At 31.7% G+C, this 24,629-nt stretch carries 21 protein-coding genes; 15 read left to right on the forward strand and 6 right to left on the reverse strand.

What is annotated here, in order from left to right; all coding sequences use genetic code 11:
* Nucleotides 1-94: 94 nt before the first annotated feature.
* Nucleotides 95-256, reverse strand: a complete 162-nt coding sequence (rpmH, locus tag BXY80_RS09970) for a 50S ribosomal protein L34 (protein WP_040278062.1) — start codon at nt 254-256, stop codon at nt 95-97.
* Between the two features lie 160 nt (nt 257-416).
* Here rpmH and BXY80_RS09975 point away from each other — a divergent pair, with 160 nt between their 5' ends.
* Complete coding sequence (locus BXY80_RS09975) at nt 417-977, forward strand: tetratricopeptide repeat protein (RefSeq protein ID WP_120201491.1); 561 nt, start codon at nt 417-419, stop codon at nt 975-977.
* 2 nt (nt 978-979) lie between these two features.
* On the opposite strand, the gene BXY80_RS09980 is transcribed toward BXY80_RS09975, so the two are convergent.
* Together BXY80_RS09980 and BXY80_RS09985 are read right to left on the reverse strand one after the other, a co-directional pair.
* Complete coding sequence (locus BXY80_RS09980) at nt 980-1,927, reverse strand: lytic transglycosylase domain-containing protein (RefSeq protein WP_120201493.1); 948 nt, start codon at nt 1,925-1,927, stop codon at nt 980-982.
* A 47-nt stretch (nt 1,928-1,974) separates the two neighbouring features.
* Nucleotides 1,975-2,643: an alpha/beta hydrolase gene (locus BXY80_RS09985; protein ID WP_120201495.1), complete on the reverse strand. Its 669-nt coding sequence runs from the start codon at nt 2,641-2,643 to the stop codon at nt 1,975-1,977.
* A 111-nt stretch (nt 2,644-2,754) separates the two neighbouring features.
* Here BXY80_RS09985 and BXY80_RS09990 point away from each other — a divergent pair, with 111 nt between their 5' ends.
* On the forward strand, nt 2,755-3,051 hold the full coding sequence (locus tag BXY80_RS09990; protein ID WP_120201497.1) for a GNAT family N-acetyltransferase: 297 nt from the start codon (nt 2,755-2,757) through the stop codon (nt 3,049-3,051).
* Nucleotides 3,052-3,105: 54 nt separating this feature from the next.
* Here the strand turns inward: BXY80_RS09990 and mtaB are convergent, their stop codons facing one another.
* Nucleotides 3,106-4,437 carry a tRNA (N(6)-L-threonylcarbamoyladenosine(37)-C(2))-methylthiotransferase MtaB gene (gene mtaB / locus BXY80_RS09995; protein WP_120201499.1) on the reverse strand — a complete coding sequence of 444 codons (1,332 nt, stop codon included), beginning with the start codon at nt 4,435-4,437 and terminating at the stop codon, nt 3,106-3,108.
* Between the two features lie 45 nt (nt 4,438-4,482).
* Between mtaB and BXY80_RS10000 the strand changes: the two genes are divergently transcribed.
* The gene (locus tag BXY80_RS10000) at nt 4,483-6,111 is read left to right on the forward strand and encodes an ABC transporter substrate-binding protein (RefSeq protein WP_120201501.1); all 1,629 of its coding nucleotides are present in this window, start codon (nt 4,483-4,485) and stop codon (nt 6,109-6,111) included.
* Here the strand turns inward: BXY80_RS10000 and BXY80_RS10005 are convergent, their stop codons facing one another.
* Both BXY80_RS10005 and BXY80_RS10010 read right to left on the reverse strand, forming a co-directional pair.
* Nucleotides 6,112-7,287, reverse strand: a complete 1,176-nt coding sequence (locus tag BXY80_RS10005; RefSeq protein ID WP_120201503.1) for a GlmU family protein — start codon at nt 7,285-7,287, stop codon at nt 6,112-6,114.
* A gap of 104 nt (nt 7,288-7,391) precedes the next feature.
* Nucleotides 7,392-7,643 carry a type B 50S ribosomal protein L31 gene (locus BXY80_RS10010; protein WP_120201504.1) on the reverse strand — a complete coding sequence of 84 codons (252 nt, stop codon included), beginning with the start codon at nt 7,641-7,643 and terminating at the stop codon, nt 7,392-7,394.
* Between the two features lie 191 nt (nt 7,644-7,834).
* On the opposite strand from BXY80_RS10010, the gene BXY80_RS10015 reads away from it, so the two are divergent.
* The 12 genes from BXY80_RS10015 (at nt 7,835) to BXY80_RS10070 (ending at nt 24,628) form a co-directional block, all read left to right on the forward strand.
* Nucleotides 7,835-8,365, forward strand: coding sequence for a DUF4199 domain-containing protein (locus BXY80_RS10015; protein WP_120201506.1), 531 nt, complete (start codon nt 7,835-7,837; stop codon nt 8,363-8,365).
* 45 nt (nt 8,366-8,410) lie between these two features.
* On the forward strand, nt 8,411-9,358 hold the full coding sequence (locus BXY80_RS10020; protein WP_120201508.1) for a glycosyltransferase family 2 protein: 948 nt from the start codon (nt 8,411-8,413) through the stop codon (nt 9,356-9,358).
* A 78-nt stretch (nt 9,359-9,436) separates the two neighbouring features.
* The gene (locus tag BXY80_RS10025) at nt 9,437-11,167 is read left to right on the forward strand and encodes a phospho-sugar mutase (RefSeq protein WP_211328348.1); all 1,731 of its coding nucleotides are present in this window, start codon (nt 9,437-9,439) and stop codon (nt 11,165-11,167) included.
* Entirely contained in the window at nt 11,167-13,002 is a 1,836-nt protein-coding gene (locus tag BXY80_RS10030) for an ABC transporter ATP-binding protein (protein WP_120201510.1), read from the forward strand. The genes BXY80_RS10025 and BXY80_RS10030 overlap by 1 nt, the downstream gene beginning before the upstream one ends.
* 278 nt (nt 13,003-13,280) lie before the next feature.
* The gene (locus tag BXY80_RS10035; RefSeq protein WP_120201512.1) at nt 13,281-13,823 is read left to right on the forward strand and encodes an RNA polymerase sigma factor; all 543 of its coding nucleotides are present in this window, start codon (nt 13,281-13,283) and stop codon (nt 13,821-13,823) included.
* A 33-nt stretch (nt 13,824-13,856) separates the two neighbouring features.
* Nucleotides 13,857-14,366, forward strand: coding sequence for a hypothetical protein (locus tag BXY80_RS10040; protein WP_120201514.1), 510 nt, complete (start codon nt 13,857-13,859; stop codon nt 14,364-14,366).
* Nucleotides 14,367-14,545: 179 nt separating this feature from the next.
* Nucleotides 14,546-14,995 (forward strand): sensor of ECF-type sigma factor, encoded by a 450-nt coding sequence (locus BXY80_RS10045; protein WP_120201516.1) that lies wholly within the window; start codon nt 14,546-14,548, stop codon nt 14,993-14,995.
* Nucleotides 14,996-15,197: 202 nt separating this feature from the next.
* Complete coding sequence (locus BXY80_RS10050; RefSeq protein WP_120201518.1) at nt 15,198-16,406, forward strand: RsmB/NOP family class I SAM-dependent RNA methyltransferase; 1,209 nt, start codon at nt 15,198-15,200, stop codon at nt 16,404-16,406.
* A 3-nt stretch (nt 16,407-16,409) separates the two neighbouring features.
* Nucleotides 16,410-18,290, forward strand: coding sequence for an endonuclease (locus tag BXY80_RS10055; RefSeq protein ID WP_120201519.1), 1,881 nt, complete (start codon nt 16,410-16,412; stop codon nt 18,288-18,290).
* Nucleotides 18,291-18,449: 159 nt separating this feature from the next.
* On the forward strand, nt 18,450-22,148 hold the full coding sequence (purL, locus tag BXY80_RS10060) for a phosphoribosylformylglycinamidine synthase (protein ID WP_120201521.1): 3,699 nt from the start codon (nt 18,450-18,452) through the stop codon (nt 22,146-22,148).
* Between the two features lie 162 nt (nt 22,149-22,310).
* Nucleotides 22,311-24,083, forward strand: a complete 1,773-nt coding sequence (locus tag BXY80_RS10065; protein WP_120201523.1) for an AMP-dependent synthetase/ligase — start codon at nt 22,311-22,313, stop codon at nt 24,081-24,083.
* An 89-nt stretch (nt 24,084-24,172) separates the two neighbouring features.
* Entirely contained in the window at nt 24,173-24,628 is a 456-nt protein-coding gene (locus tag BXY80_RS10070) for a MarR family winged helix-turn-helix transcriptional regulator (RefSeq protein WP_120201525.1), read from the forward strand.
* Nucleotide 24,629: the final 1 nt, after the last annotated feature.

Below are 24,629 nucleotides of genomic sequence, written 5' to 3' on the forward strand. Positions count from 1 at the left end.
TTCTTTTAGAGAGTTCAAAAATAGGTAACGTTTAGGTACAAAAAAAGGTGTTACACCTAAGTAACACCTTTAAAATATTAACAATTGTTAATCATTATCTTTTATGTCTAGTTTCAGTTGATACAGACAATTTCTTTCTTCCTTTAGCTCTTCTACGTGCTAAAACTTTTCTTCCGTTTACAGAAGCCATTCTTTCTCTAAAACCGTGTTTATTTCTTCTTTTTCTCTTTGACGGTTGAAACGTTCTTTTTGGCATTGTCTTATATTTTTAAAAAACTTATATCTTTTTTGTTGTTTCGAGCTGTCCTCAAAAACTGCGTGCAAATATACAAAGAGTTTTTACTTTGCCAAACCAAAAATTAAAATTTTTTCATTTGTTTTTATTAACTTTGCACTCTCAATTTTAAAACATAAAGATGTACAATAAAAATATAAAACTAGTAATCACTTTTTTAATCCTTGCTTATGCTGTATATCAATTTACTGAAGGCTATATTGGTAATGGTATCATGTTTATTTTACTATCATTAATCTTTGTGTTTCTTTACTTTAAAAATGAATTTATTTTACTTGCTTTTTTGAGACTTCGCAAACAGGATTTTGAAGGTGCAACAAAATGGTTAAATAAAATAAAAAACCCATCAAGTGCATTAGTAAAAAAACAAGAAGGTTATTTTAACTACTTGCATGGTGTTATGGTATCACAAACTAATATGAATGCTGCCGAGAAATATTTTAAAAAGGCTATTGGTTTAGGTTTGTCTATGGATCACGATTTAGCTATGGCTAAATTAAACTTAGCTGGTATTGCCTTTAGTAAAAGGCGACCACAAGAAGCTAATAAACTATTAGCTGAAGCCAAAAAATTAGATAAACGTGATATGTTGGCGGATCAAATTAAAATGATGAAACAACAAATGAAAAAAGCTTCTATACCAAACCAGCATTATGGTAATAGAAATATGAGACGTCGTTAATTTTAGGGGTTAACACTGTAAAATCCTTCTTTAGGAATTTCAATCACATATTGTTTTTTCGTTTTATTATTAAGGTGTTTCTCCCTTAACCAAGGATTGTGAATTTTTAATATTTTATAGTTTATACCAAATTGCTTAGCAAATTTTGAAAAATCTGTAACTGCTGAATCTACTTCAATTTTATAAGTAGGAACACTAGTATATAAATCTTTCTCTGTAAAATTAAATCCATACTTTTTAGGATGGTTTAATATTTCTTTAAGTGCTACAATTCTAAATAAATAACGTCCCGTTTCTTCTCCTAAAAGTAAATCGTAATAATTAGCGACACCTTGTTCTTTTAAACGTCTTGACACACCTGCATTACCTGCATTATATGCAGCTGCAGCTAACGTCCAAGACCCCAATTTATCTTTAGCCTTTTTAAGGTATTTACATGCTACTTGAGTTGCCATTTCTAAATGGTAACGTTCATCAACATTAGAGTTTATTTCTAATCCATTTTCACGACCAGTAGTTTTCATGATTTGCCAAACACCTCTTGCACCTGCTGGAGACACAGCATTAGTTAAACCACTTTCAATAACAGCTAGATATTTAAAATCATCTGGGATATTATTAGCTTTTAAAATAGGTTCTATAATAGGGAAATATTTTTCAGCCCTTTTAAACATTAACAAACCATTAGATTGCCAATAAGTATTTACCAATAACTCACGATCCATACGTTCTAATATATCTGGGTTATCTAAAGGCATTGCTTCTCCAGCAAAATCTAAAGCATCTGGAACAGATAATGCATAGATATTGTAATCGTTAATGAGTTTAGCTTCTTTTTCTATAGTATTATCCTGTGGTGCATCAGAAGGCACTTCTTGAGTAGCAAATATAAATAGTCCAGATACACATAATAAGCCTATTGCTGCAAAAATATTTTTTAAAAATTTCATTTTATTCCTTTTTTATAAATGTAAATAATTCCATAATGCTTTCAAAGTTAGCGCACTATAAGTTTTGGTAAGTTTTCGTTAAACCATTTATACTTGTTTAATATCATAATATGTGTTCCGTCTTTAATAGTAATACAATCTTTAATATTTGAGTATGGAAAAACGCCATCTTTATCTCCATGTATATGAATGATGTCAACAATATCTTCTTCTTGATTCCAGCATACCATTTGCTCAATAGCCCAATCTAAGTACCTAATATCATTTACAGATAAGTACTTTTTATAAAGCTCCACTCGTTTTGTTACATTTTTACCAAAAGCATATTTTGCAAAGGTTTCAACATTAGCTAATATTCTTGTTGGTGCTAATTTATAAGCTTTAGTTTTTCTAGCAAGCTTCATACGCTTAGGTAATTCATATCTAGATTTTACACTAGACACAATAATTAGTCTCTTTAAATTTAAAAACTTACTCATTTCTTGCACCAAAACACCACCAAAAGACACACCAAGTAAAACAATATTATCATGTTTAATCTTATCAGTCATTCGCTTTGCATATGACTCTAAAGACTCATTTTCTTTAGGTATCATCCATTCTAACCAATGCATTTTAAATTGATTTTCTGGCAGCTTGATACGTTCAAAAATAATTGGACTTGCTGCCATTCCTGGCATTAAATACACGTGTATGATTTCTTGATTTTCAGGCATTTAATTTTTAAACTTTTGAAACTGCTATATTTTTTTGTAAATTTGCGCTTCTATACTATACAAAATTATAGTTTTTACCCTTACCGACCATCGAATTAAATACAAATTACTATGACTGATGCAGCAGAATTAATTGACAATGATTTTTTACGCCAATTTGAACTTAAGGTGGATGGCAATTTAGCAAAAATTGAATACTCGCTACAAGATCGTAAGATTTTTTTAACAAAACTTATAGTTCCTGATGCTATAGATAATGAAGAGTTTCAAGCAGATTTTTTAAAACTAGTTTTCGCAAATATTGAAGAACGTAATATTAGTGTTGTTCCAACTAGTCCAGAAATAGCTAAATTTATTAGACGTAACAGACGCTATAAAAAAATGCTTCCTGTAGGCATTAGAATATAATAGCTAAGAGAGTTATAATAAAAAAGGCTGAAATTTTAGTTTCAGCCTTTTTTATTATTCAACTAATTCGTTTATAAACTCAAATCTAACCATGCCGTCATCATCAATTTTTGTGAGCTTTATGTTGTGAAGTGTGTTTACTAACTCTGGATTCCAAGGCGTTTTTACTTTTACATAATTTTCAGTAAACCCATGAATGTAACCTTCTTTATTTTCGCTTTCAAACAAAACGGTTCTATCACTATTTAATTGACTTTCGTAAAAAGCACGTCTTTTTTTTACAGATAAACCTCGAAGCATTTTACTGCGTTTTGTTCTTACATTTTTAGGCACAACATTATCCATTTCTGCTGCTACAGTATTATCTCTTTCAGAATATGTAAAAACATGCAAATACGAAATATCTAGTTCATTTAAAAAATTGTATGTCTCTAAAAAATGCCCGTCTGTTTCTCCTGGAAAACCTACAATAGCATCAACTCCTATACAAGCATGTGGCATCACTTTTTTAATCTTATTCACGCGATCTACATACAACTCTTTCATATAGCGACGACGCATCAATTTTAAAATTGTATTGCTTCCACTTTGCAAAGGAATATGAAAATGAGGCACAAATGTTTTACTCTTAGACACAAAATCAATCGTTTCATTTTTAAGTAAATTTGGCTCTATAGACGATATGCGCAAACGCTCTATACCTTCAACATTATCTAACGCCTTTACCAATTCATAAAAGGTATGCTCGTGTTTTTTGTTGCCAAACTCACCTTTACCGTAATCGCCAATATTTACGCCAGTTAAAACTATCTCTTTAATATTTCTTTCAGAAATTTCTTTTGCATTTTTTAGTACATTTTCTAAAGTATCACTTCTAGAAATTCCTCTCGCTAATGGAATTGTACAATAGGTACATTTATAATCACAGCCATCTTGTACTTTTAAAAATGCTCTAGTCCGATCTCCTATTGAGTAACTACCAACATAAAAATCAGCATCTTCTATTTCGCAAGAATGTACTTCTCCAAAATCATTTTTAGATAAGTCATTAATATAATCTGTAATCTTAAATTTTTCTGTGGCTCCAAGAACTAAATCTACACCATTAACATCTGCCAATTCTTGAGGTTTAAGCTGCGCATAACAACCAACAGCAGCAACAAAAGCTTCAGGATTTGTTTTTTGAGCTTGCTTTACAATAGTTTTAAAACGTTTGTCTGCATTTTCTGTTACAGAACAGGTATTGATAACATAAATATCTGCCTCTTCAGAAAAATCTACACGATCAAAACCTTCATCTTTAAAATCTCTAGCAATTGTAGAGGTTTCAGAAAAATTAAGCTTACAACCCAAAGTATAAAATGCGACTTTTTTTCTAGCGTTCATTCTTGTATTTTTACCAAGTTGGCAAATTTACAACTTATATATGATATGGTAAAAAGGTTTTCATTACAACTACCTAAAACATTAATCTGTTTATCAGTGAGTTGTATTGTATTATTTTTGTTTTCTTGCAAAGACCAAACTAATACTAATAAAGACAATCTTGTTTTTAGATATAATGAGCACAAAAACATAGGTTCATTAGATCCTGCTTTCGCAAAAGACAATGCAGATATTTGGGCTATTAACCAACTCTTTAATGGTTTGGTGCAAATGGATGAAAATTTAAACGTACAACCTTGTATAGCTAAAGATTGGTCAGTTTCTGAAGACGCACTCACCTACTCTTTTATATTAAGAGATGATGTGAAATTTCATAAATCTAAACTATTTGGAATAGATTCTACAAGAATAGTAAATGCTCGTGATTTTCAATATAGTTTTAATCGTCTATTAGATAAAAATGTAGCATCTCCTGGACGTTGGGTTTTAAATAAAGTTGATAGTTTTGAAGCTAAAAATGATAGCCTATTTAAAGTACACTTAAAACAACCTTTCCCTGCATTTTTAGGTTTACTTACTATGAAATATTGTTCTGTCGTTCCTAAAGAAATTGTAGAACACTATGGAAGTGATTTTAGATCTCATCCAATTGGCACAGGACCTTTTAAATTTAAGCGTTGGGAAGAAAACATAAAACTTGTTCTAAGAAAGAACAACAATTATTTTGAAACAGATTCTAACGGAAATACGTTACCCTATCTTGAAGCTATAGCCATCACTTTTTTACCTGATAAACAAAGTGAATTTTTACAATTTGCACAAGGTAATATAGATTTTGTTTCTGGTTTAGATGCATCTTACAAAGATGAAATTTTAACTGCTAGCGGAAAACTTAGAGAATCATATTTATTAGATGTAAACATGATTAGAGGACCATATTTAAATACCGAATATTTAGCTTTCTTCATGGATTCTAATGATTCTGAAATACAATCACAATTACTACGTAAAGCAGCAAACTATGGGTTTGACAGAAAAAAGATGATGATATATTTACGTAATGGTGTTGGTATTCCTGCTAATGGAGGTTTTATTCCAAAAGGTTTACCAGGATATGATGACACTATTGGTTACGATTATCAACCTGAAAAAGCAAAAGCTTTAGTTAAACAATATATAGAAGAAACCCAAAACCAAAATCCTGAATTAACAATAACGACAACAAGTAATTACTTAAGTTTTTGCGAATTTATACAAAGGGAACTTCAAAAAATTGGACTACAAATTAATGTAGATGTTATTCCTGCTGCAACGCTTAAAGACGCAAAAGCTAACGGTAAACTAAACATGTTTAGAGCCAGTTGGGTTGCAGACTATCCTGATGCTGAAAATTATCTATCCTTATATTACAGTAAGAACTTCGCTCCAAATGGTCCCAACTATACACATTTTAAAGACGACCAATTTGATACGTGGTATGAACAAGCTTTTACAGAAACTAACATTGTAGAAAGAGAAAAGCTTTATACTAAAATGGATTCTTTAGTAATGCAAAACGCACCTGTTATTAATATGTTTTATGATGAAGTGGTTCGTTTTACTAGAAAAAATGTTTCAGGTTTAGGCATCAATCCCATCAACTTATTAGATTTAAAACGCGTAAAAAAAGAGTAATTATTCACGTCTGTATTTTTTTGTTTCTTCAAAAACATGCTCTAAAATTTGGGCATCTTGTGGTGAAAATTCTATATCTCGTCGAGACATAACAACTTTAGCAACCTCAAAAGCTTTTTTGGTTAAGTAAGTAGTAAAACCAGAATTTCCTCCCCAAGAAAAACTAGGTACAAAATTACGAGGAAAACCACTTCCAAAGATATTAGCACTTACACCAACTACGGTTCCTGTATTAAACATAGTATTAATACCACATTTACTATGGTCTCCCATCATAAGGCCACAAAACTGTAAACCAGTTCTTGCAAAACCTTCGGTTTGATAATCCCAAAGTCTTACCTCAGCATAATTATTTTTAAGATTTGAGTTATTAGTATCTGCTCCTAAATTACACCATTCACCAAGCACAGAATTTCCTAAAAACCCATCATGCCCTTTATTTGAATACCCAAACAAAACTGAATTATTAACCTCACCTCCTACTTTAGAATGTGGCCCAACTGTTGTTGGTCCATAAATTTTTGCTCCTAATTTTACCGTAGCATTATCACACAAAGCAAAAGGACCACGAATAATACTACCTTCCATTATTTCTGTATCTTTACCAATATAAATAGGTCCAGAACTTGCATTTAATGTAGCAAACTCAAGTTTTGCACCTTCTTCTATAAAAATATGTTCAGCAGCAATTATATTATTTGTTTCAGGAATAGACTGTGACTTTCTGTCTTTTGTTAACAGATTAAAATCTGCTTTTATAGCATCTCCATTTTTAGAAAAAATATCCCATGTATGTTCTATTTTAATAACCTCATCTTCAAGTTCTATAGCGTCATACAAATCTAAATTAATAGTGTCTTGAGTGTCTTTTGTGTAAAAAGCGACAACATCTTCTCCTTTAAAAATAGCTTGATTCTCTTTTAAATTCTTAATCAAATCAACCAGACTCTTATTAGGAAGATATGATGAGTTTATCATCACATTTTCATCAAACTCAACCATCGGGTATTTTTCAGATAAATAGGCTTCAGTAACTGTTGTTGTAGTACTTTTTAAATACGTTTCCCATTTTTCGCGAATGGTTAAAATACCAACTCTAATATCTGCAACAGGTCTTGTATAAGTAAATGGTAACAAGTTATTACGTGAAGGTCCATCAAAAAGAATATAATTCATCAGAAAATTTACAGTTATTTATAATCAAATGTAACGCAATTGTAGAAAACAAAAAAGCCTTCGAGATAAATCTTGAAGGCTTTAAATATAAATTGTTGCTTAATTTATTTTTTAAATTTAGCGTATTTGTTTTTGAACTTATCAATACGTCCAGCTGTATCAACCAATTTAGATTTACCTGTATAAAATGGGTGAGATGTTCTAGAAATCTCTAATTTAATTAATGGATACTCAACACCATCAACTTCTAAAGTTTCGTTAGTATCTGCTGTCGACTTAGTTAAAAATACGTCTTCATTCGACATATCTTTAAATGCTACTAGTCTATAATTTTCTGGATGTATACCTTTTTTCATCGCGTTACGATTTATAATCTTTACTTTTTTCGAGCTGCAAATTTAAGTATTTTTTGTAAATTACCAATAATTTATTTTGTTTTTTATTTTAAAATTTCTAATTCGTTTTTTTACTCTTAAAAAAATAAAAATGTAACATTCCACTAATGTTTAATACTAACTAACATATAAACTAACAAATCACAATTATTATGGAAAAATCTTTAAAATCTTCTGCTATCAATTATGGCTTATACTTAGGCCTTTTTCTAGCTTCAGTTACTATACTTGCTTATGCTATACAAATTGAATTGCTAACACAATGGTGGCTAGGTATCATTATGCTAATTGTAATAATAGGCTTTGGTATATTTTCTACTAGTAAGTCTAAAAAAATGCTTAATGGCTTTTTGACCTTTAAAGAAGCTTTTAGCTCTTACTTTATAACGGTAGCTATAGGTGTTTTAATTAGCATGCTAGTAAGTATTATACTTTTTAATTTTATAGATCCAGATGCTGCTATTACTTTAAAAGAAAAAATGATTGAAAAAACTGCAGAAATGATGCAAAATTTTGGTGCTCCTGAAGACGCAATAGCAGATACAATAACAAAAATGGAAGAGCAAGAAGGTCAGTTTGAAATTGTAAGTCAATTAAAATCTAATGCCTTCTATTTAGTATTCCATGCAGTTATTGGACTTATAGTTGCTGCAATTATGAAAAAAGCTAACCCAGATGCTTAAATAATTTCAGTATTTTTGAGGTATCAAATTTTTGAAACTATTTAAATGAATATATCAGTAGTTATACCACTACTTAACGAACAAGAGTCTTTAACAGAATTACATGATTGGATTGCAAATGTTATGCAGTCCAATCATTTTTCTTATGAAATCATTTTTATCGATGATGGAAGTACTGATGACTCATGGCAAACTATTACTCAACTTTCTCAAAAAAATGCTAATGTAAAAGGGATTAGGTTTTTAAAAAACTTTGGCAAATCTCAAGCATTGCATGCTGGTTTTAATAAAGCCAATGGTGATGTTATTATTACTATGGATGCCGATTTACAAGATAGTCCAGACGAAATACCATCTCTATACAATATGATTATTTCTGAAGGTTATGATTTAGTTTCTGGCTGGAAAAAGAAACGTTACGATTCTGTAATAGCAAAAAATTTACCATCAAAACTATTTAATTGGGCTGCTCGTAAAACCTCTGGTGTAAAGCTTAACGATTTTAATTGCGGACTCAAAGCTTACAGTAACGATGTTGTAAAAAACATAGATGTAAACGGCGAAATGCATCGATACATTCCTGTTTTAGCAAAAAATGCAGGCTTTACTAATATTGGAGAAAAAGTTGTAATACATCAAGCCAGAAAATACGGAAGCACCAAGTTTGGGATGAATCGTTTTATATATGGCTTTTTAGACTTAATTACAATTTGGTTTTTATCTCGTTTTGGTAAAAGACCTATGCATTTATTTGGAGCCTTAGGTTTTATAATGTTTGCAATTGGTTTTGCTTTTGCTTTTTATTTAGGGATTGACAAACTCTTTTTAAATCCAACAGGGCGATTAATAACACAACGACCTCAGTTTTATATTGCTTTAGCAACCATGATTATTGGTACACAATTTTTTGTTGCAGGTTTTCTTGGAGAAATTATTCTCAGAACCAAAGAAAGCAAACAACGCTATTTAATTAAAGATGAATTAAATTTATAAGGTTTTCATTCAAATTAACCTAGTATTAGCATTTAACATTTATCTAAATCCTTATTTTTGCACCATATTAAATTGCACATGATTTATATTGAACCTCAACTTTTACAACGAGTAAACACTTGGTTAACACCAACTTTTGATAAAGAAACTCAAGACTATATACAAAATTTAATTGCTACAAACTCTAAACAGTTAGAAGATAGCTTTTATAAAGATTTAGAATTCGGTACTGGCGGAATGCGTGGTATTATGGGAATTGGAACCAACCGAATTAATAAATTTACATTAGGAAAAAACACACAAGGTTTAAGTAATTATCTTAAGCAATCATTTCCTGATGAAGCTCTTAAAGTAGCTATAGCTTTTGATTGCAGGCATAATAGCAAAACATTAGCAAAAGTGGTTGCAGATGTGTTTTCTGCAAATAATATTCAAGTGTATTTATTTGAAGATTTGCGCCCAACACCAGAGCTTTCTTTTGCTTTAAAACATTTGGGATGTCACTGCGGCATTGTACTTACAGCATCTCACAATCCGCCAGAATACAATGGTTACAAAGTATATTGGCAAGATGGTGGACAATTAGTTCCGCCACAAGATACAGCAATTATTGCAGAAATTAATCGCTTAGATTATTCAGAAATTAAATTTGAAGCCAACGAAAGTTTGATTGAATATATAGGCCAAGATGTGGATGATGTATTTATCAATGCTTCAGTAAAAAATGGAAGTTTTAATACATCAGATGAAGCTAAAAATAATTTAAATATTGTTTTCACTTCACTTCATGGTACATCTATTACTACTATTCCAGAAACTTTAAAACGTGCAGGTTATAATAATGTGCATATTGTTGAAGAGCAACGTGAACCTAATGGAGATTTCCCAACAGTAAAATCGCCGAATCCTGAAGAGCCAGAAGCTTTAAAAATGGCTTTAGAGCTTGCAGAAAAAGTAGATGGAGATATTGTTATTGGTACAGATCCAGATAGTGATCGTGTTGGTATTGCCATACGTGACTTAGACGGAAACATGAAATTGCTTAACGGAAACCAAACCATGGTTGTAATGACCGAGTTTTTATTAAAGCAATGGCAAAATGAAGGTAGAATTAAAGGCAAGGAATTCATCGGTTCTACAATTGTTTCTACGCCAATGATGACCCAATTAGCAAATGCTTATAATACCGAATGCAAAATTGGTTTAACTGGTTTTAAATGGATTGCTAAAATGATTAAAGACTTTCCAGAACTTGATTTTATTGGTGGTGGTGAGGAAAGTTTTGGTTTTATGGTTGGTGACTTTGTGCGTGATAAAGATGCAGTAACTGCTACACTTTTAGCTTGTGAAATAGCTGCTCAAGCAAAAGCAAATGGCAGTTCTTTTTACAAAGAATTAATTCAATTATATGTTGAGCATGGCTTTTATAAAGAACGTCTTGTTTCAATGACTAAAAAAGGAATTGAAGGCGCAAGAGAAATTAAGCAAATGATGATTGATGCTAGAGAAAATCCTCTAAAAGAAGTTAATGGTTCTAAGGTTGTTTTAATTGAAGACTATCAACTTTCCAAAGCAAAAAATTTAGTTACAGGAGAAGAAAATAATATTGAGATTCCTAAATCTAATGTTCTTATTTATTATACAGAAGATGGCAGTAAAATTGCACTTAGACCAAGTGGAACAGAACCAAAAATAAAATTCTATATAAGTGTAAATACCACATTAGAATCTGCTGCTCAATTTACTAAGACTGAAAACCAACTCGAATCAAAAATTGATGCGATTATAAACGATTTGAAAATTAACTAATGGATTATTTAAAGAAACTTTCTAGATTTATAATTCCATATAAAAGATATGCGTTTTTAAATATCTTTTTTAATATTCTTTACGCCTTATTTGGTACACTTTCCTTTGTATCATTAATGCCAATGCTTAAAGTTTTATTAAAAACAGCAGAGCCAATAGCTGCTAAGCCTCTAAAAGAAAACTATGATGGCATTTTAGAATATGGTGCTTATTTAGAAGATTCATTAAACTATTTTATCACTCAAAAAATTGAAGCAGATGGCCAATACAGTGTTTTAATTTTAATGATATGCATTGTTCTAACGACTTTCCTTCTTAAAAATGCAGCTGGTTACTTTTCTAATTTCTTTTTAGCTTATTTAAGAAATGGTATTCTAAAAGATATAAGAAACGAACTATACCAAAAAACCGTAGAACTGCCTCTATCCTATTTTTCCGAAAAACGAAAAGGAGATATCATCGCACGTATTTCTGCAGATGTTAATGAAATTCAAAATTCACTATTAGCCATTTTAGAGTTGTTAGTAAGAGAACCACTAACTATTATTTTTACAATAATAGTGATGTTTACTATTAGCTTAAAGCTTACATTATTTGTTTTTATTTTTATTCCTATATCTGGTTTAATTATTTCTTGGGTAGGAAAGAGTTTAAAAAAACACTCTAAAAAAGTACAAGATGAAAATGGTATTTTTCTTTCTGTATTAGATGAAACACTTAACGGACTTAAAGTAATTAAAGGCTTTAATGCAGAGTCTCGTTTTACTTCAACATTTAAAAAATCTACAAATAGACTCTATAATTATGCTAATGGATTAGCGCACAGACAAAACTTAGCTTCGCCAACTAGTGAGTTTCTAGGTATTGGAGTTATAGCAGTAATACTATTATACGGTGGACGAATGGTTTTAGTAGATAAAATATTAACTCCAGATGAGTTTATAACCTACATGGCTCTTGCTTATAATATTTTAACACCAGCAAAAGCAATTAGTAAAGCAAGCTACAGAGTAAAAGCAGGTAATGCTTCAGCCGATCGTGTTCTTGAAATATTACATACAGCTTCACCTTTAATAGATAGTCCTGATGCAATCACAAAAAAAGATTTTACTGAGGCTATCGCTTTAAACAATGTATCATTTAAATATGAAGATGATTTAGTACTCAAAAACTTTTCAATTAAAGTTTCTAAAGGAAAAAGTATCGCATTAGTTGGTCAATCTGGAAGTGGAAAATCTACAATAGCCAATTTGGTCACACGTTTTTATGATGTAAATGAAGGCAGTATAACAGTAGACAATCAAGATATAAGAACATTAACAAAACACTCTCTAAGAGATTTAATGGGCTTAGTAACCCAAGATTCAATACTTTTTAATGATACTGTAAAAAACAACATCTTGCTTGGTAAGGAAGATGCATCAGATGAAGAAGTAATTGAAGCACTTAAAATTGCCAATGCTTGGGAATTTGTTAAAAATTTACCTAACGAAATAAATACAAACATTGGTGATGCTGGAGGAAAACTTTCTGGCGGACAAAAACAACGACTTAGTATTGCTCGAGCAGTATTAAAAAATCCTCCAATTATGATTCTCGATGAAGCAACATCAGCTTTAGATACAGAAAGCGAACGTTTGGTGCAAGTTGCTCTAGAAAACATGATGAAAAATAGAACATCAATAGTTATTGCACATCGCTTATCTACAATACAAAATGCAGACGAAATAATCGTTATGCAAAAAGGCGAAATTGTAGAACAAGGAACTCACAACGAGCTACTTTCTAAAAACGGTGTTTATAGTAAGCTTGTAGATATGCAAAGCTTTGAATAACAACTCAAATATATTTTATAAGAAAAGGACATAACTCTCGTTATGTCCTTTTCGTTCCTATCACCAGGTTTGGGGAAACTGGCAATATAAGTAGGTTTTGGCTGGTGTAAACTTATAATAAATATTTGTACAAACCAAAAAAAATATGTAATTCAGCGATTTATTATGCGTTTAATCGATGTTTTTTTAACCAACTAATTGATTATCAATTTTTTAAAAAATTAAACTTTTTTAATTAAACTTTTACTAATTTCAACAGTCTTAATAAAAAACGTTTTGTGAACAACGATACCGATTTAATACAAAGGTTAAAATCAAGTCAAACTAGAGAACAAGCTTTTAAAGAATTACTTGCGCTTTATAAGGAACGTCTGTATTGGCATATTAGAAAAATAGTCAAATCTCATGATGATGCCGATGATGTGCTACAAAATACATTCATAAAAGTGTATAAAAGTATTCATAACTTTAAAGGAGAAAGTAAATTATTTTCATGGATGTATCGTATAGCAACAAATGAATCTATTACACATTTAAATAAAAATGCAAAACGTTTAAATATTACAAATGAAGAATTACAAGCACATGCTATAAACAATTTAAAATCTGATGTATACTTTGATGGTGATGAGATTCAAATAAAATTACAAAAAGCCATTTCTAGCTTACCACAAAAACAACAATTGGTTTTTAATATGAAATATTTTGACGACATAAAATATAAAGATATGTCAGAAATATTAGACACAAGTGAAGGTGCGCTTAAAGCATCATACCATATAGCAGTTAAAAAAATTGAAACCTATTTAGCATCAAATTAAACCATTTGTGTGTACTTTAGTCAAAGTAGTGAAATGAAAAATAAAAAATTAAATACAATAAACACAACAGGGTTTAAAACACCAGAAGATTATTTTAAATCTTTTGATGAAACCCTTTTTAATAAGCTAAATGACAGCAACCATTTAGACACAATTAAAAATCATGGTTTTAATATGCCTGAAGATTACTTTGTTTCTTTTGACGATAAAGTTTTAAAAGCACTTAATACAGAAAAAGAAACTAAGGTTGTTACACTATTTCCTTGGGAAAAAATAGCTTATGCCTCAGCAGTAGCAGCAGCATTGGTATTAATGTTTAATACTGTTTTTAACACTTCAGAACAGCTAAGTTTTGATACTCTAGAAATAACTACAATAGAAGATTACTTATCTCAAGAAGATTATACAAGTTTAGAATTGGCTTCATTATTTACTGAAAACGAATTAAACTCAAGCAACCTAACACATACAATAATTTCAGATGATTCTTTAGAGGATTATCTATTAGAAAACACGTCTATTGAAGACTTAATTATAGAATAATGAAACGCCCATAATTAATTTTAATCACACAACGGAATGTTAATAAAAGGTGTTCCATGTGACCATAAAAAGATAATGAACATTAACACATGAAACATTCATAATTAAATTTTAAATGCACAAGAAAATGACCAAATGAATGTTACATATGACCGATAAAAGACATTAATTATAAACAGATGAAAAAAATAATTATAACACTACTTTTTTTAGCAATTTCATTTAATAGTTTCTCTCAAAAACAAAAAAGAGGTAAACACATTAAAGCCTTAAAAATTGCATTTATAACTGAACGTTTAGATTTAACAACAGAAGAAGCAGAACAATTCTGGCCAGTTTATAACGCTTTTGAAACACAACGAGAAAGCTTAAGAAAAGAATCTCGAGAGTTAAGAAGAGGTTTAGACATAGAAACCATATCAGACAAAGAAGCTAATGATTTAGTAAATAGTTTAATTAGTTTAGAAAACAAACGTCATAGCATCCAAACAAATCAGATTAAAGATTTATTAAAAGTACTTCCAGCAAAAAAAATAATCTTATTAAAGGCAACAGAAGATGCATTTAATAAAAGAATGTTTGAAGAAATGAAAAAGAGAAAAGAGCAGTTTAGAAAAAATAAGCCTTAAAATTTAAGTTTAAAAAATAAACTAGCTTCCTCTGCTCAAAAATTATTTTTACTAATCAAATTTAGATAAAATTAATTGACCAATTAAGCGTATCTTTGCATGCTTTTATGCTTCGGTAGTTTTAGTCACAGTTGGCAGTTATCAAAATACTAAGATTCACTGAACACTGAACACTGAACACTGAACACTGAACACTGAATATATGCGATTACATAGAAATTTATGCTTTGCTACTGTTGATGGTTTATTACAAATCTTTAACGAAGGAGCTTATGCAGATAAAGTAGTACAACAACTTTTAAAACGTGATAAACGCTGGGGAAGTCGTGATAGAGGTTTTGTTGCAGAAACCACTTATGATATTGTACGTTGGAAACGCCTGTATGCAGAAATTGCAAACGTAAAAGAACCTTTTAGCAGAGATGAGATTTGGAGAATATTTGCAGTTTGGGCAACACTTAAAGGCATAAAACTTCCAGATTGGTCGTATTTTGAAAACACACCTCAACGTAAAATCAAAGGACGTTTTGATGAACTTCTAAAAATTAGAAAATTTCGTGAATCTGTTCCAGATTGGATGGATGATTTATGCGAAAAAGAATTAGGGAATGATTTGTGGTCAAAAGAAATTGCAGCTCTTAACAAACAAGCCGAAGTAGTTTTACGTGTTAATACACTAAAAACAACAAAAGAAAAATTAAAATCAGAATTGTTTGATCTCGATTTAGATACCGAAGAAATCAAAGATTATCCATACGCTTTAAAATTAAAAGAGCGTGCAAATGTATTTGTTACAGATGCTTTCAAAAATGGTGGTTTCGAAGTTCAAGACGCATCTTCACAATTAGTAGCAGACTTTTTAGATGTTAAACCAGGAATGAAAGTTATTGATACTTGCGCAGGAGCTGGAGGAAAAACGCTACACTTAGCATCTTTAATGGAAAATAAAGGGCAAATAATTGCGCTAGATATTTATGCCAATAAGCTAAACGAACTTAAACGTCGCGCAAAACGTGCAGGTGCTTTTAATATAGAAACACGCCCTATTGAATCAACAAAAGTGATTAAGAAATTATACGATAAAGCAGACCGCGTACTTATAGATGCGCCATGCTCTGGTTTAGGTGTTTTAAGACGTAATCCTGACGCTAAATGGAAACTACAACCAGAGTTTATTGAAAACATTAAAAAAACACAGTCAGAGATTTTAAGCACATATTCTAGAATGGTAAAACCTGGAGGAAAATTGGTTTATGCTACTTGCTCTATTTTACCTTCTGAAAACCAAGACCAAGTTAAAAATTTCTTAGACTCAAATAAAGATTTTACTTTTGTAAAAGACAAAAAAGTACTATCACACAAATCTGGGTTTGATGGATTTTATATGGCATTGTTAGAAAAGAAAAATTAAATTATGAAAAACAGTTACTTACTACTTATTTTACTATTTACTATTAACGCATCTGCGCAAATCCCAGCAGGTTATTATGATAGTGCTAATGGGCTTTCTGGTTTTGCTTTAAAAACAGAATTAAGAGATATTACAAGTCAAGGCCACATTTCTAGATCATATGACCAATTATATGATGGCTCAGGTATAAGTGGTTCACAAGGCTATGTAGACACACACTCAGATGTTGATGTTTCTAGTGGACATATTTATGAAAACGATGGTACTGTTTTAGACATGTATTCTGAGAATCCTGAGAATCCTGCTAATGACACTCCTGATGAAGGTATGCCTAACGCTCCTACAAATGATCCTTATAATTTTACACATGTTACAGATTCAGGTGGAAATCAAACAGAAGAAGGTGATTGTTACAATCGTGAACATTTAGTACCTCAATCATCTTTTGGTAGTAATTTTCCAATGCAAAGTGATATACATCATGTAATCCCTACAGACTGTCGTGTAAATAACTTTAGAGGCTCTTTACCTTTTGGAGAAGTAGCATCCGCTAATTGGACATCAATGAATGGATCAAAAAGAGGATCAAGTGACATTAATGGTTATTCTGGAACTATGTTCGAACCTATTGATGAATTTAAAGGAGATATTGCTAGAGCATTACTCTATTTTGCTACACGTTATCAAAATACTGTAGACGGTTATACAAGTTTTGATATGTTTAACGGAACTGAAGATGAAGTGTTTTTCCCTTGGGCTATTGATATGTTACTAGATTGGCATTATAATATAGACCCAGTAGATCAAAGAGAACGTGACAGAAATAATGCTGCATATGCATTTCAAGGCAATGCAAATCCTTTTGTTGATCATCCAGAATATGCAAATATGATTTGGAATCCAACACCAGATACTGAAGCACCAACAGATCCAACAAATTTAATAGCTTCTAGCCCAACAGATTTTACTATAGATTTAAACTGGACAGCTTCTACAGATAACATTGGCGTTGCTTCTTACGATATTTATATTAATTCTATTTTTGCTTTCAATACAACAAATCCATCATCAGCAACAGCTACAGGCTTATTACCAGACACCAATTATTGTTTCACTATAAAAGCAAAAGATACTGCTGGAAACGAGTCTGGTTTTAGTAATCAATCTTGTGAAATGACCACTAACAATGGATCAGGTACTACTGACTGTGCAAATGAAGATTTTACAAATATCCCAACAGATAATCCTTCAGGTTATGCAGACAGAATGTGGACTGGAACCAATGGTACTTGGAATGCAACAAGAGGAAGAGTTGATGAAACCATTACTGGAAAAGCGATTACTATAGATTGTAGAAACTCATCTAACGGAACTCTAACTTCACCAACAGTAGCTGGAGGAATAGGAAATTTAACCGTTACAACACAAAGAAAATTTACTGGATCCGATGGTACATTTGATGTTTTAATAAACACTGTTTTAGTTGGAACCATCCCTTATAATGCAACAGAAGAAACCACAACAATTACTGGAATAAACGTAGAAGGAAATATTAATCTTGTTATTCAAGATAATGACTCAGGAAGTGCTCGTGTTGCTATTGATGATTTATCATGGACATGTTATACAGCATTAAGTACAAACGAGTTTAAATTAGAATCTGTAAAACTTTATCCAAACCCAGTAAAAAACAATTTACATATCGCTTTAAATTCTCAACTAGAAACATCCGTAAACGTTTTTAATATATTAGGCAAAAAAGTAATTTCAAAAACAATTACAAGCTCAGATACTTTAAACACTAGGCAACTAAGTCAAGGTATTTATATCATCAAGCTAACACAAGGTCATAATACTATAACTAGAAAGTTTATAAAAAACTAAACAATAAACATAATAATTATAAAAAGCGGTCTTAGGGTCGCTTTTTTTATAGTTAATAAGGCGTGAATAACTCATAATTTTACAAGTCAAATTTAATATTAAATACAACTAAAAAATGTAAATTTGTGCTTTGTAAAAAACAACACAAACTAAGACATAATGATTCATTTCTTCGGAAACCAAAACAGCAAGGTATTTGCTGTTCAAGCAACAAAAGAATTATCAACTGAAACCATCTCAAAACTGACATGGCTTTTTGGCAACCAACCAAAATTAGAACAAGCATCACTCGATGCTTTTTTTGTTGGTCCTCGCGCAGCAATGATAACACCATGGAGTACTAATGCGGTAGAAATCACCCAGAATATGGGAATTGATAGCATCATTCGTATTGAAGAATTTAAAGTAACTTCTAAAGACTTCAAAGATTATGACCCAATGATTTCTGAAAAGTATAATGGATTACAGCAAGACTCATTTACAATCAATATTGAGCCAAAACCTATTTTAAATATTGAAGACATTGCAGCTTACAACCAACAAGAAGGCTTAGCTTTAAGTAACGAAGAAGTCGCATATCTTGAAGGTGTCTCTAAAAAAATTAATCGACCATTGACGGATTCTGAGGTATTTGGTTTTTCTCAAGTGAATAGTGAACATTGTAGGCATAAGATTTTCAATGGCACTTTTGTTATTGATGGCGAAGAAAAGGAAACATCCCTTTTTAAAATGATTAAGGAAACATCGAAACAAAATCCTAATGATATTGTTTCTGCTTATAAAGACAATGTAGCGTTTATAAAAGGCCCTAAAGTTGAGCAATTTGCGCCAAAACGTGCAGATGTTCCAGATTATTATACAACTGAAGAGTTTGAATCTGTAATTTCTTTAAAAGCAGAAACACATAATTTTCCTACAACTGTTGAGCCTTTTAATGGGGCTGCAACAGGTTCTGGAGGTGAAATTCGGGATAGATTAGCTGGAGGAAAAGGATCATTACCATTGGCTGGAACTGCTGTTTATATGACATCTTATTCGCGACTAGAAAAAGATAGATCATGGGAACAAAAATTTAAAGCTCGTGATTGGCTCTACCAAACACCTATCGATATTTTAATTAAAGCCTCTAACGGTGCTTCAGACTTCGGAAACAAATTTGGGCAACCTCTTATTTGTGGTTCAGTTTTAACTTTTGAACATGAGCAAGATGGTCGACAATTAGGCTATGACAAAGTCATCATGCAAGCCGGAGGCATTGGCTATGGTAAAGCCGACCAAGCACTAAAAGACACTCCAAAAGAAGGCGATAAAGTCGTAATTCTTGGTGGTGAAAATTACCGTATTGGTATGGGAGGCGCAGCAGTTTCCTCTGCTGACACTGGTGAATTTGCTTCAGGTATTGAGTTAAATGCAGTACAACGTTCTAACCCAGAAATGCAAAAACGTGCTGCAAATGCAGTTCGTGGTATGGTTGAGAGCAATGAAAATTTCATTGTTTCTATTCACGATCATGGTGCTGGTGGACATCTAAATTGTTTATCAGAATTGGTTGAAGATACTGGCGGAAAAATAGATTTAGATGCGCTTCCTGTTGGCGATCCAACACTTTCGGCTAAAGAAATAATTGGTAACGAATCTCAAGAACGTATGGGATTAGTAATTGCTGAAAAACATATTGACACCTTAAACAAAATTGCTCAACGCGAACGTTCTCCGATATACACCGTTGGCGATGTTACTGGTGACGACCGATTTACATTTGAGTCTAAAACCAAAGGCGACAAACCTATGGATTTAGCTATGGAAGACATGTTTGGAAGTTCTCCTAAAACCATAATGATCGACAAAACTGTAGAACGTTATTATGGTGGAATCTCCTACAATACAGATAAATTTTACGACTATTTAGACCAAGTCCTTCAATTGGAAGCTGTTGCATGTAAAGACTGGTTAACAAATAAAGTAGACCGTTGTGTAGGTGGCAAAGTAGCCAAGCAACAATGTGTTGGCCCATTACAATTGCCTCTTAATAATGTAGGTGTCATGGCTTTAGATTATAAAGGCAAAGAAGGAATCGCCACGTCAATTGGTCATTCACCTATTTCCGGTTTAATTGACCCAGTTGCTGGTAGTCGCAATTCTATAACAGAAGCGTTAACCAATATTATTTGGGCGCCTCTAAAAGATAATTTAAAAAGCATTTCACTATCCGCCAACTGGATGTGGCCATGTAAAAACGAAGGCGAAGATGCACGTTTATACGAAGCCGTAAAAGCCATTTCGGAGTTTTCAATTGATTTAGGCATCAATGTGCCAACAGGAAAAGACTCCTTGTCAATGAAACAAAAATATCCTGATGGTGATGTTATTTCGCCAGGCACGGTTATTATTTCTGCAGCCGCAAATTGTAATGCTATTTCTAAAGTGGTTGAACCCGTTTTCAAAAAGAATCAAGGAGACATCTATTATATCAATTTGTCTCAAGATGATTTTAAACTAGGCGGCAGTTCGTTTGCACAGATTAATAATAAAATAGGAAGCAACACACCAACAGTTAAATCTGCTGATTATGTAAAAACAGTGTTCAATACCATTCAAGACTTAATTAAAGACGATCAAATTGTAGCAGGACATGATGTGGCTTCTGGCGGATTAATTACAACCTTGCTAGAACTCTGTTTTGCCGATAACAATCTTGGCGCAGAATTAGATATTACTGCATTAAACCAAAAAGATTCTTTTAAGGTATTATTTGCTGAAAATTCAGGAATCGTTTTTCAATCTAAAGACGCTTCAATAGAAACAGCACTTTCTAAAGCTAATATCGATTTCCATAATATCGGAAAAGTTACTTCTTCTGATGTATTGAGTGTCATTAATAATACTGAAGTGTTTACCATGACAGTTTCACGATTGAGAGACATGTGGTACAAAACCTCACTTCTACTAGACCGCAAACAAACTGCAAATGGTTTAGCAGATGTACGTTTTGAAAATTATAAAAAGCAGCCTTTACAATTTACATTCCCAAGTCATTTTACAGGCAAAATAAAAGATGCCACTTCGAGTGATTTTTCGAAAAAAAATAATATCGAGAAGCCAAAAGCAGCAATTATCCGAGAAAAAGGTTCTAATTCTGAACGTGAAATGGCAAACGCCATGTATCTCGCAGGTTTTGATGTAAAAGATGTACACATGACCGATCTAATTTCTGGTCGTGAAACCCTTGAAGATATACAGTTTATTGGAGCTGTTGGTGGTTTTAGTAATTCAGACGTTTTAGGTTCAGCTAAAGGTTGGGCTGGCGCATTTAAATACAATAAAAAAGCAAATATAGCCTTAAAGAAATTCTTTAAAAGAGAAAACACCTTATCTGTTGGTATTTGTAATGGTGCGCAATTGTGGATGGAATTAGGTTTGGTAAATCCTGAACATGAAACACATGGAAAGTTAACGTATAACAATTCTGGCAAACACGAAAGTGCATTTACTTCTGTAAAAATTCAAAAAAATAATTCTGTTATGCTATCAACCTTAGCAGGAACAACTTTAGGTGTTTGGATTTCTCATGGCGAAGGAAAATTTGACTTACCTTATACTGAAGGCAAATATAGTATCTGTGCAAAATACAGTTATGATGGCTATCCTCATAATCCAAATGGTTCAGATTATAACACCGCCATGATGTGTGATAAAACAGGCCGTCATCTAGTAACCATGCCTCATATTGAGCGTTCAACATTCCAATGGAATTGGGCAAACTATCCAACAGGACGACAAGATGAAGTTTCGCCTTGGTTAGAAGCATTTGTAAATGCGAGATTATGGATTGAAAAAAATCAAGATAAAGCACATTAATTATTAGAATTTGTTTTGTTATGCTTGTTAGTTAGAACTATCTATTAAGCTAATATTTAAAAATTTAAAAGAGTTATATTTAGTTATAACTCTTTTTTATGTTCTCACTTTAAAAATCATTCTATTTTCCTTAATTTGCAAGACTACTAACGATACAAATTAATGGCAGAGATAACTAGACTTTTCGAATTCCCTCAATATCAGCTTAAAACTTATAATTTAGAAAAAGCCTTAACAACAAAATATGGCGACAAATGGGTTTCAATTTCAACACAAGAATATATTGATAAAGCCAATGCAATAAGTCGAGGCTTATTAAGGTTGGGTGTACAACCTAATGATAAAATTGCAGTTATTTCTACTACAAATAGAACTGAATGGAATATTATGGATATTGGTATTCTACAAACTGGTGCTCAAAACGTACCTATTTATCCAACCATTTCTAAAGAAGATTATGAGTATGTTTTAAATCATTCGGAATCTACATATTGTTTTGTATCTGATGCATCAATTTTAGAAAAGCTAAATCAAATAAAAGGCAACACCAAACTTAAAAACATATATACTTTTGATGATATTTCAGATGAGAACAATTGGAATGAGGTTTTAGAATTAGGAAAAGACACTTCAAATCAACTAGAAGTAGAGGCAAGAAAAGACGCAGTAAAACCAGATGATTTAGCAACTTTAATTTATACCTCTGGAACTACAGGACGACCAAAAGGTGTGATGCTTTCGCATAAAAATATTGTATCAAATGTTTTAAGTAGTGAAAAACGTGTACCCTTACACAAAGGGCAATCTAAAGGATTAAGCTTTTTACCTATTTGCCATATTTTTGAACGTATGATATTGTATCTATATCAATATTGTGGTGTAGAAATTTATTTTGCCGAAGCTATAGATAAGATTAGTGACAATGCTATTGATATTAAGCCAGATGTCATGACAGCTGTTCCAAGATTATACGAAAAAATTTACGACAAAATTTATGCAAAAGGCGCAGACTTAACTGGTATTAAACATAAGTTATTTTTCTGGGCAATAGACTTAGGTTTAAAATATGAGCCCTATGGAAAAAATGGTTGGTGGTACGAAACACAATTAAAACTGGCTCGAAAACTTATTTTTAGTAAATGGCAAGCTGCATTAGGTGGTAATTTAAAAATTATGGTATCAGGAAGTGCAGCTTTACAACCAAGATTAACACGTGTTTTCGCTGCAGCCGGAATGCCCATTATGGAAGGTTATGGGTTAACAGAAACCTCTCCCGTTATTTCTGTTAATGACCAAAACAATAATGGATTTAGAATAGGGACTGTTGGTAGGATTATTGATGGTGTAGAAGTTAAAATAGCCGAAGACGGTGAGATTTTAGTTAAAGGTCCTAATGTAATGCTAGGCTATTATAAGGATAATGCAAAAACTGAAGAAGTAATAAAAAACGATTATTTTCACACAGGTGATAAAGGTGAAATTTGCCCAGAAGGGTTCTTAAAAATTACTGGTCGTAAAAAAGAAATGTTTAAAACCTCTGGAGGAAAATATGTGATTCCAACGCTAATAGAAAATCAATTAAAACAATCTCGATTTATAGAACAAGTTATGGTTGTTGGCGAAGGCGAAAAAATGCCAGCAGCAATAATTCAACCAAATTTTGAATTTATAATTGATTGGATTAATCGCAAATCTAAAAACGTTGGCACTACAGAAGTAGAAATTGCTAATTCAGACATTATCATAAAACGCATCCAAAAAGAAGTTGATATATGCAACTCAAAATTTGGAAAATGGGAACAAATTAAACGTTTTGAACTTACGCCAGAAGCTTGGACTATAGATGGTGGTCACCTAACTCCTACTATGAAAATGAAGCGTAAAATCATAAGAGAAATATACAAAGATCTTTATGAAAAAATTTATAGAGATTAATCTCTAAGCTTATATCACATTTCTTAATTTTTTAAAAATACTATGCATGCATAGTATTTTTTTGTATATTTGGTTTTCAAAACTTTTTTATGAAGGATAAAACCATAGATTACGTATTAAGAACCACATGGTTAGCCGTTAACAAAATGTACAACGAAGAAGCTGCGCAATTTGGTACCACAATGGCTACAGGCTTTGCTTTATTAAGTATTGATCCAGAAAACGGAACACCTTCAACATCATTAGGACCAAAAATGGGAATGGAAGCCACAAGCTTATCTCGTACCTTAAAAATGATGGAAGAAAAAGGATTAATAGTTCGTAAACCAAATCCAGAAGATGGTCGTGGTGTACTTATATTTCTAACAGATTTTGGTAGAGAAAAAAGAGAATATTCTAGAGACCGTGTATTAACCTTTAATAATACAATTCGCGAAAACATATCTGACGAGAAACTTAATAATTTTTATGAAGTAGCTGAAACCATTAATAATATGATTTCAAATAAAAAAATATACAACCAAAAAGAACATACTTTAAAATAAT

The sequence above is a fragment of the Ichthyenterobacterium magnum genome (genome assembly GCF_003610635.1).
Taxonomy (GTDB): domain Bacteria; phylum Bacteroidota; class Bacteroidia; order Flavobacteriales; family Flavobacteriaceae; genus Ichthyenterobacterium; species Ichthyenterobacterium magnum.

Excerpts from the sequence above, each read along its gene's own strand:
- rpmH (WP_040278062.1), bottom strand. The coding sequence starts at position 256 with ATGCCAAAAAGAACGTTTCAACCGTCAAAGAGAAAAAGAAGAAATAAA.
- BXY80_RS09975 (WP_120201491.1), top strand. The coding sequence starts at position 417 with ATGTACAATAAAAATATAAAACTAGTAATCACTTTTTTAATCCTTGCT.
- BXY80_RS09980 (WP_120201493.1), bottom strand. The coding sequence starts at position 1,927 with ATGAAATTTTTAAAAAATATTTTTGCAGCAATAGGCTTATTATGTGTA.
- BXY80_RS09985 (WP_120201495.1), bottom strand. The coding sequence starts at position 2,643 with ATGCCTGAAAATCAAGAAATCATACACGTGTATTTAATGCCAGGAATG.
- BXY80_RS09990 (WP_120201497.1), top strand. The coding sequence starts at position 2,755 with ATGACTGATGCAGCAGAATTAATTGACAATGATTTTTTACGCCAATTT.
- mtaB (WP_120201499.1), bottom strand. The coding sequence starts at position 4,437 with ATGAACGCTAGAAAAAAAGTCGCATTTTATACTTTGGGTTGTAAGCTT.
- BXY80_RS10000 (WP_120201501.1), top strand. The coding sequence starts at position 4,483 with ATGGTAAAAAGGTTTTCATTACAACTACCTAAAACATTAATCTGTTTA.
- BXY80_RS10005 (WP_120201503.1), bottom strand. The coding sequence starts at position 7,287 with ATGAATTATATTCTTTTTGATGGACCTTCACGTAATAACTTGTTACCA.
- BXY80_RS10010 (WP_120201504.1), bottom strand. The coding sequence starts at position 7,643 with ATGAAAAAAGGTATACATCCAGAAAATTATAGACTAGTAGCATTTAAA.
- BXY80_RS10015 (WP_120201506.1), top strand. The coding sequence starts at position 7,835 with ATGGAAAAATCTTTAAAATCTTCTGCTATCAATTATGGCTTATACTTA.
- BXY80_RS10020 (WP_120201508.1), top strand. The coding sequence starts at position 8,411 with ATGAATATATCAGTAGTTATACCACTACTTAACGAACAAGAGTCTTTA.
- BXY80_RS10025 (WP_211328348.1), top strand. The coding sequence starts at position 9,437 with ATGATTTATATTGAACCTCAACTTTTACAACGAGTAAACACTTGGTTA.
- BXY80_RS10030 (WP_120201510.1), top strand. The coding sequence starts at position 11,167 with ATGGATTATTTAAAGAAACTTTCTAGATTTATAATTCCATATAAAAGA.
- BXY80_RS10040 (WP_120201514.1), top strand. The coding sequence starts at position 13,857 with ATGAAAAATAAAAAATTAAATACAATAAACACAACAGGGTTTAAAACA.
- BXY80_RS10045 (WP_120201516.1), top strand. The coding sequence starts at position 14,546 with ATGAAAAAAATAATTATAACACTACTTTTTTTAGCAATTTCATTTAAT.
- BXY80_RS10050 (WP_120201518.1), top strand. The coding sequence starts at position 15,198 with ATGCGATTACATAGAAATTTATGCTTTGCTACTGTTGATGGTTTATTA.
- BXY80_RS10055 (WP_120201519.1), top strand. The coding sequence starts at position 16,410 with ATGAAAAACAGTTACTTACTACTTATTTTACTATTTACTATTAACGCA.
- purL (WP_120201521.1), top strand. The coding sequence starts at position 18,450 with ATGATTCATTTCTTCGGAAACCAAAACAGCAAGGTATTTGCTGTTCAA.
- BXY80_RS10065 (WP_120201523.1), top strand. The coding sequence starts at position 22,311 with ATGGCAGAGATAACTAGACTTTTCGAATTCCCTCAATATCAGCTTAAA.
- BXY80_RS10070 (WP_120201525.1), top strand. The coding sequence starts at position 24,173 with ATGAAGGATAAAACCATAGATTACGTATTAAGAACCACATGGTTAGCC.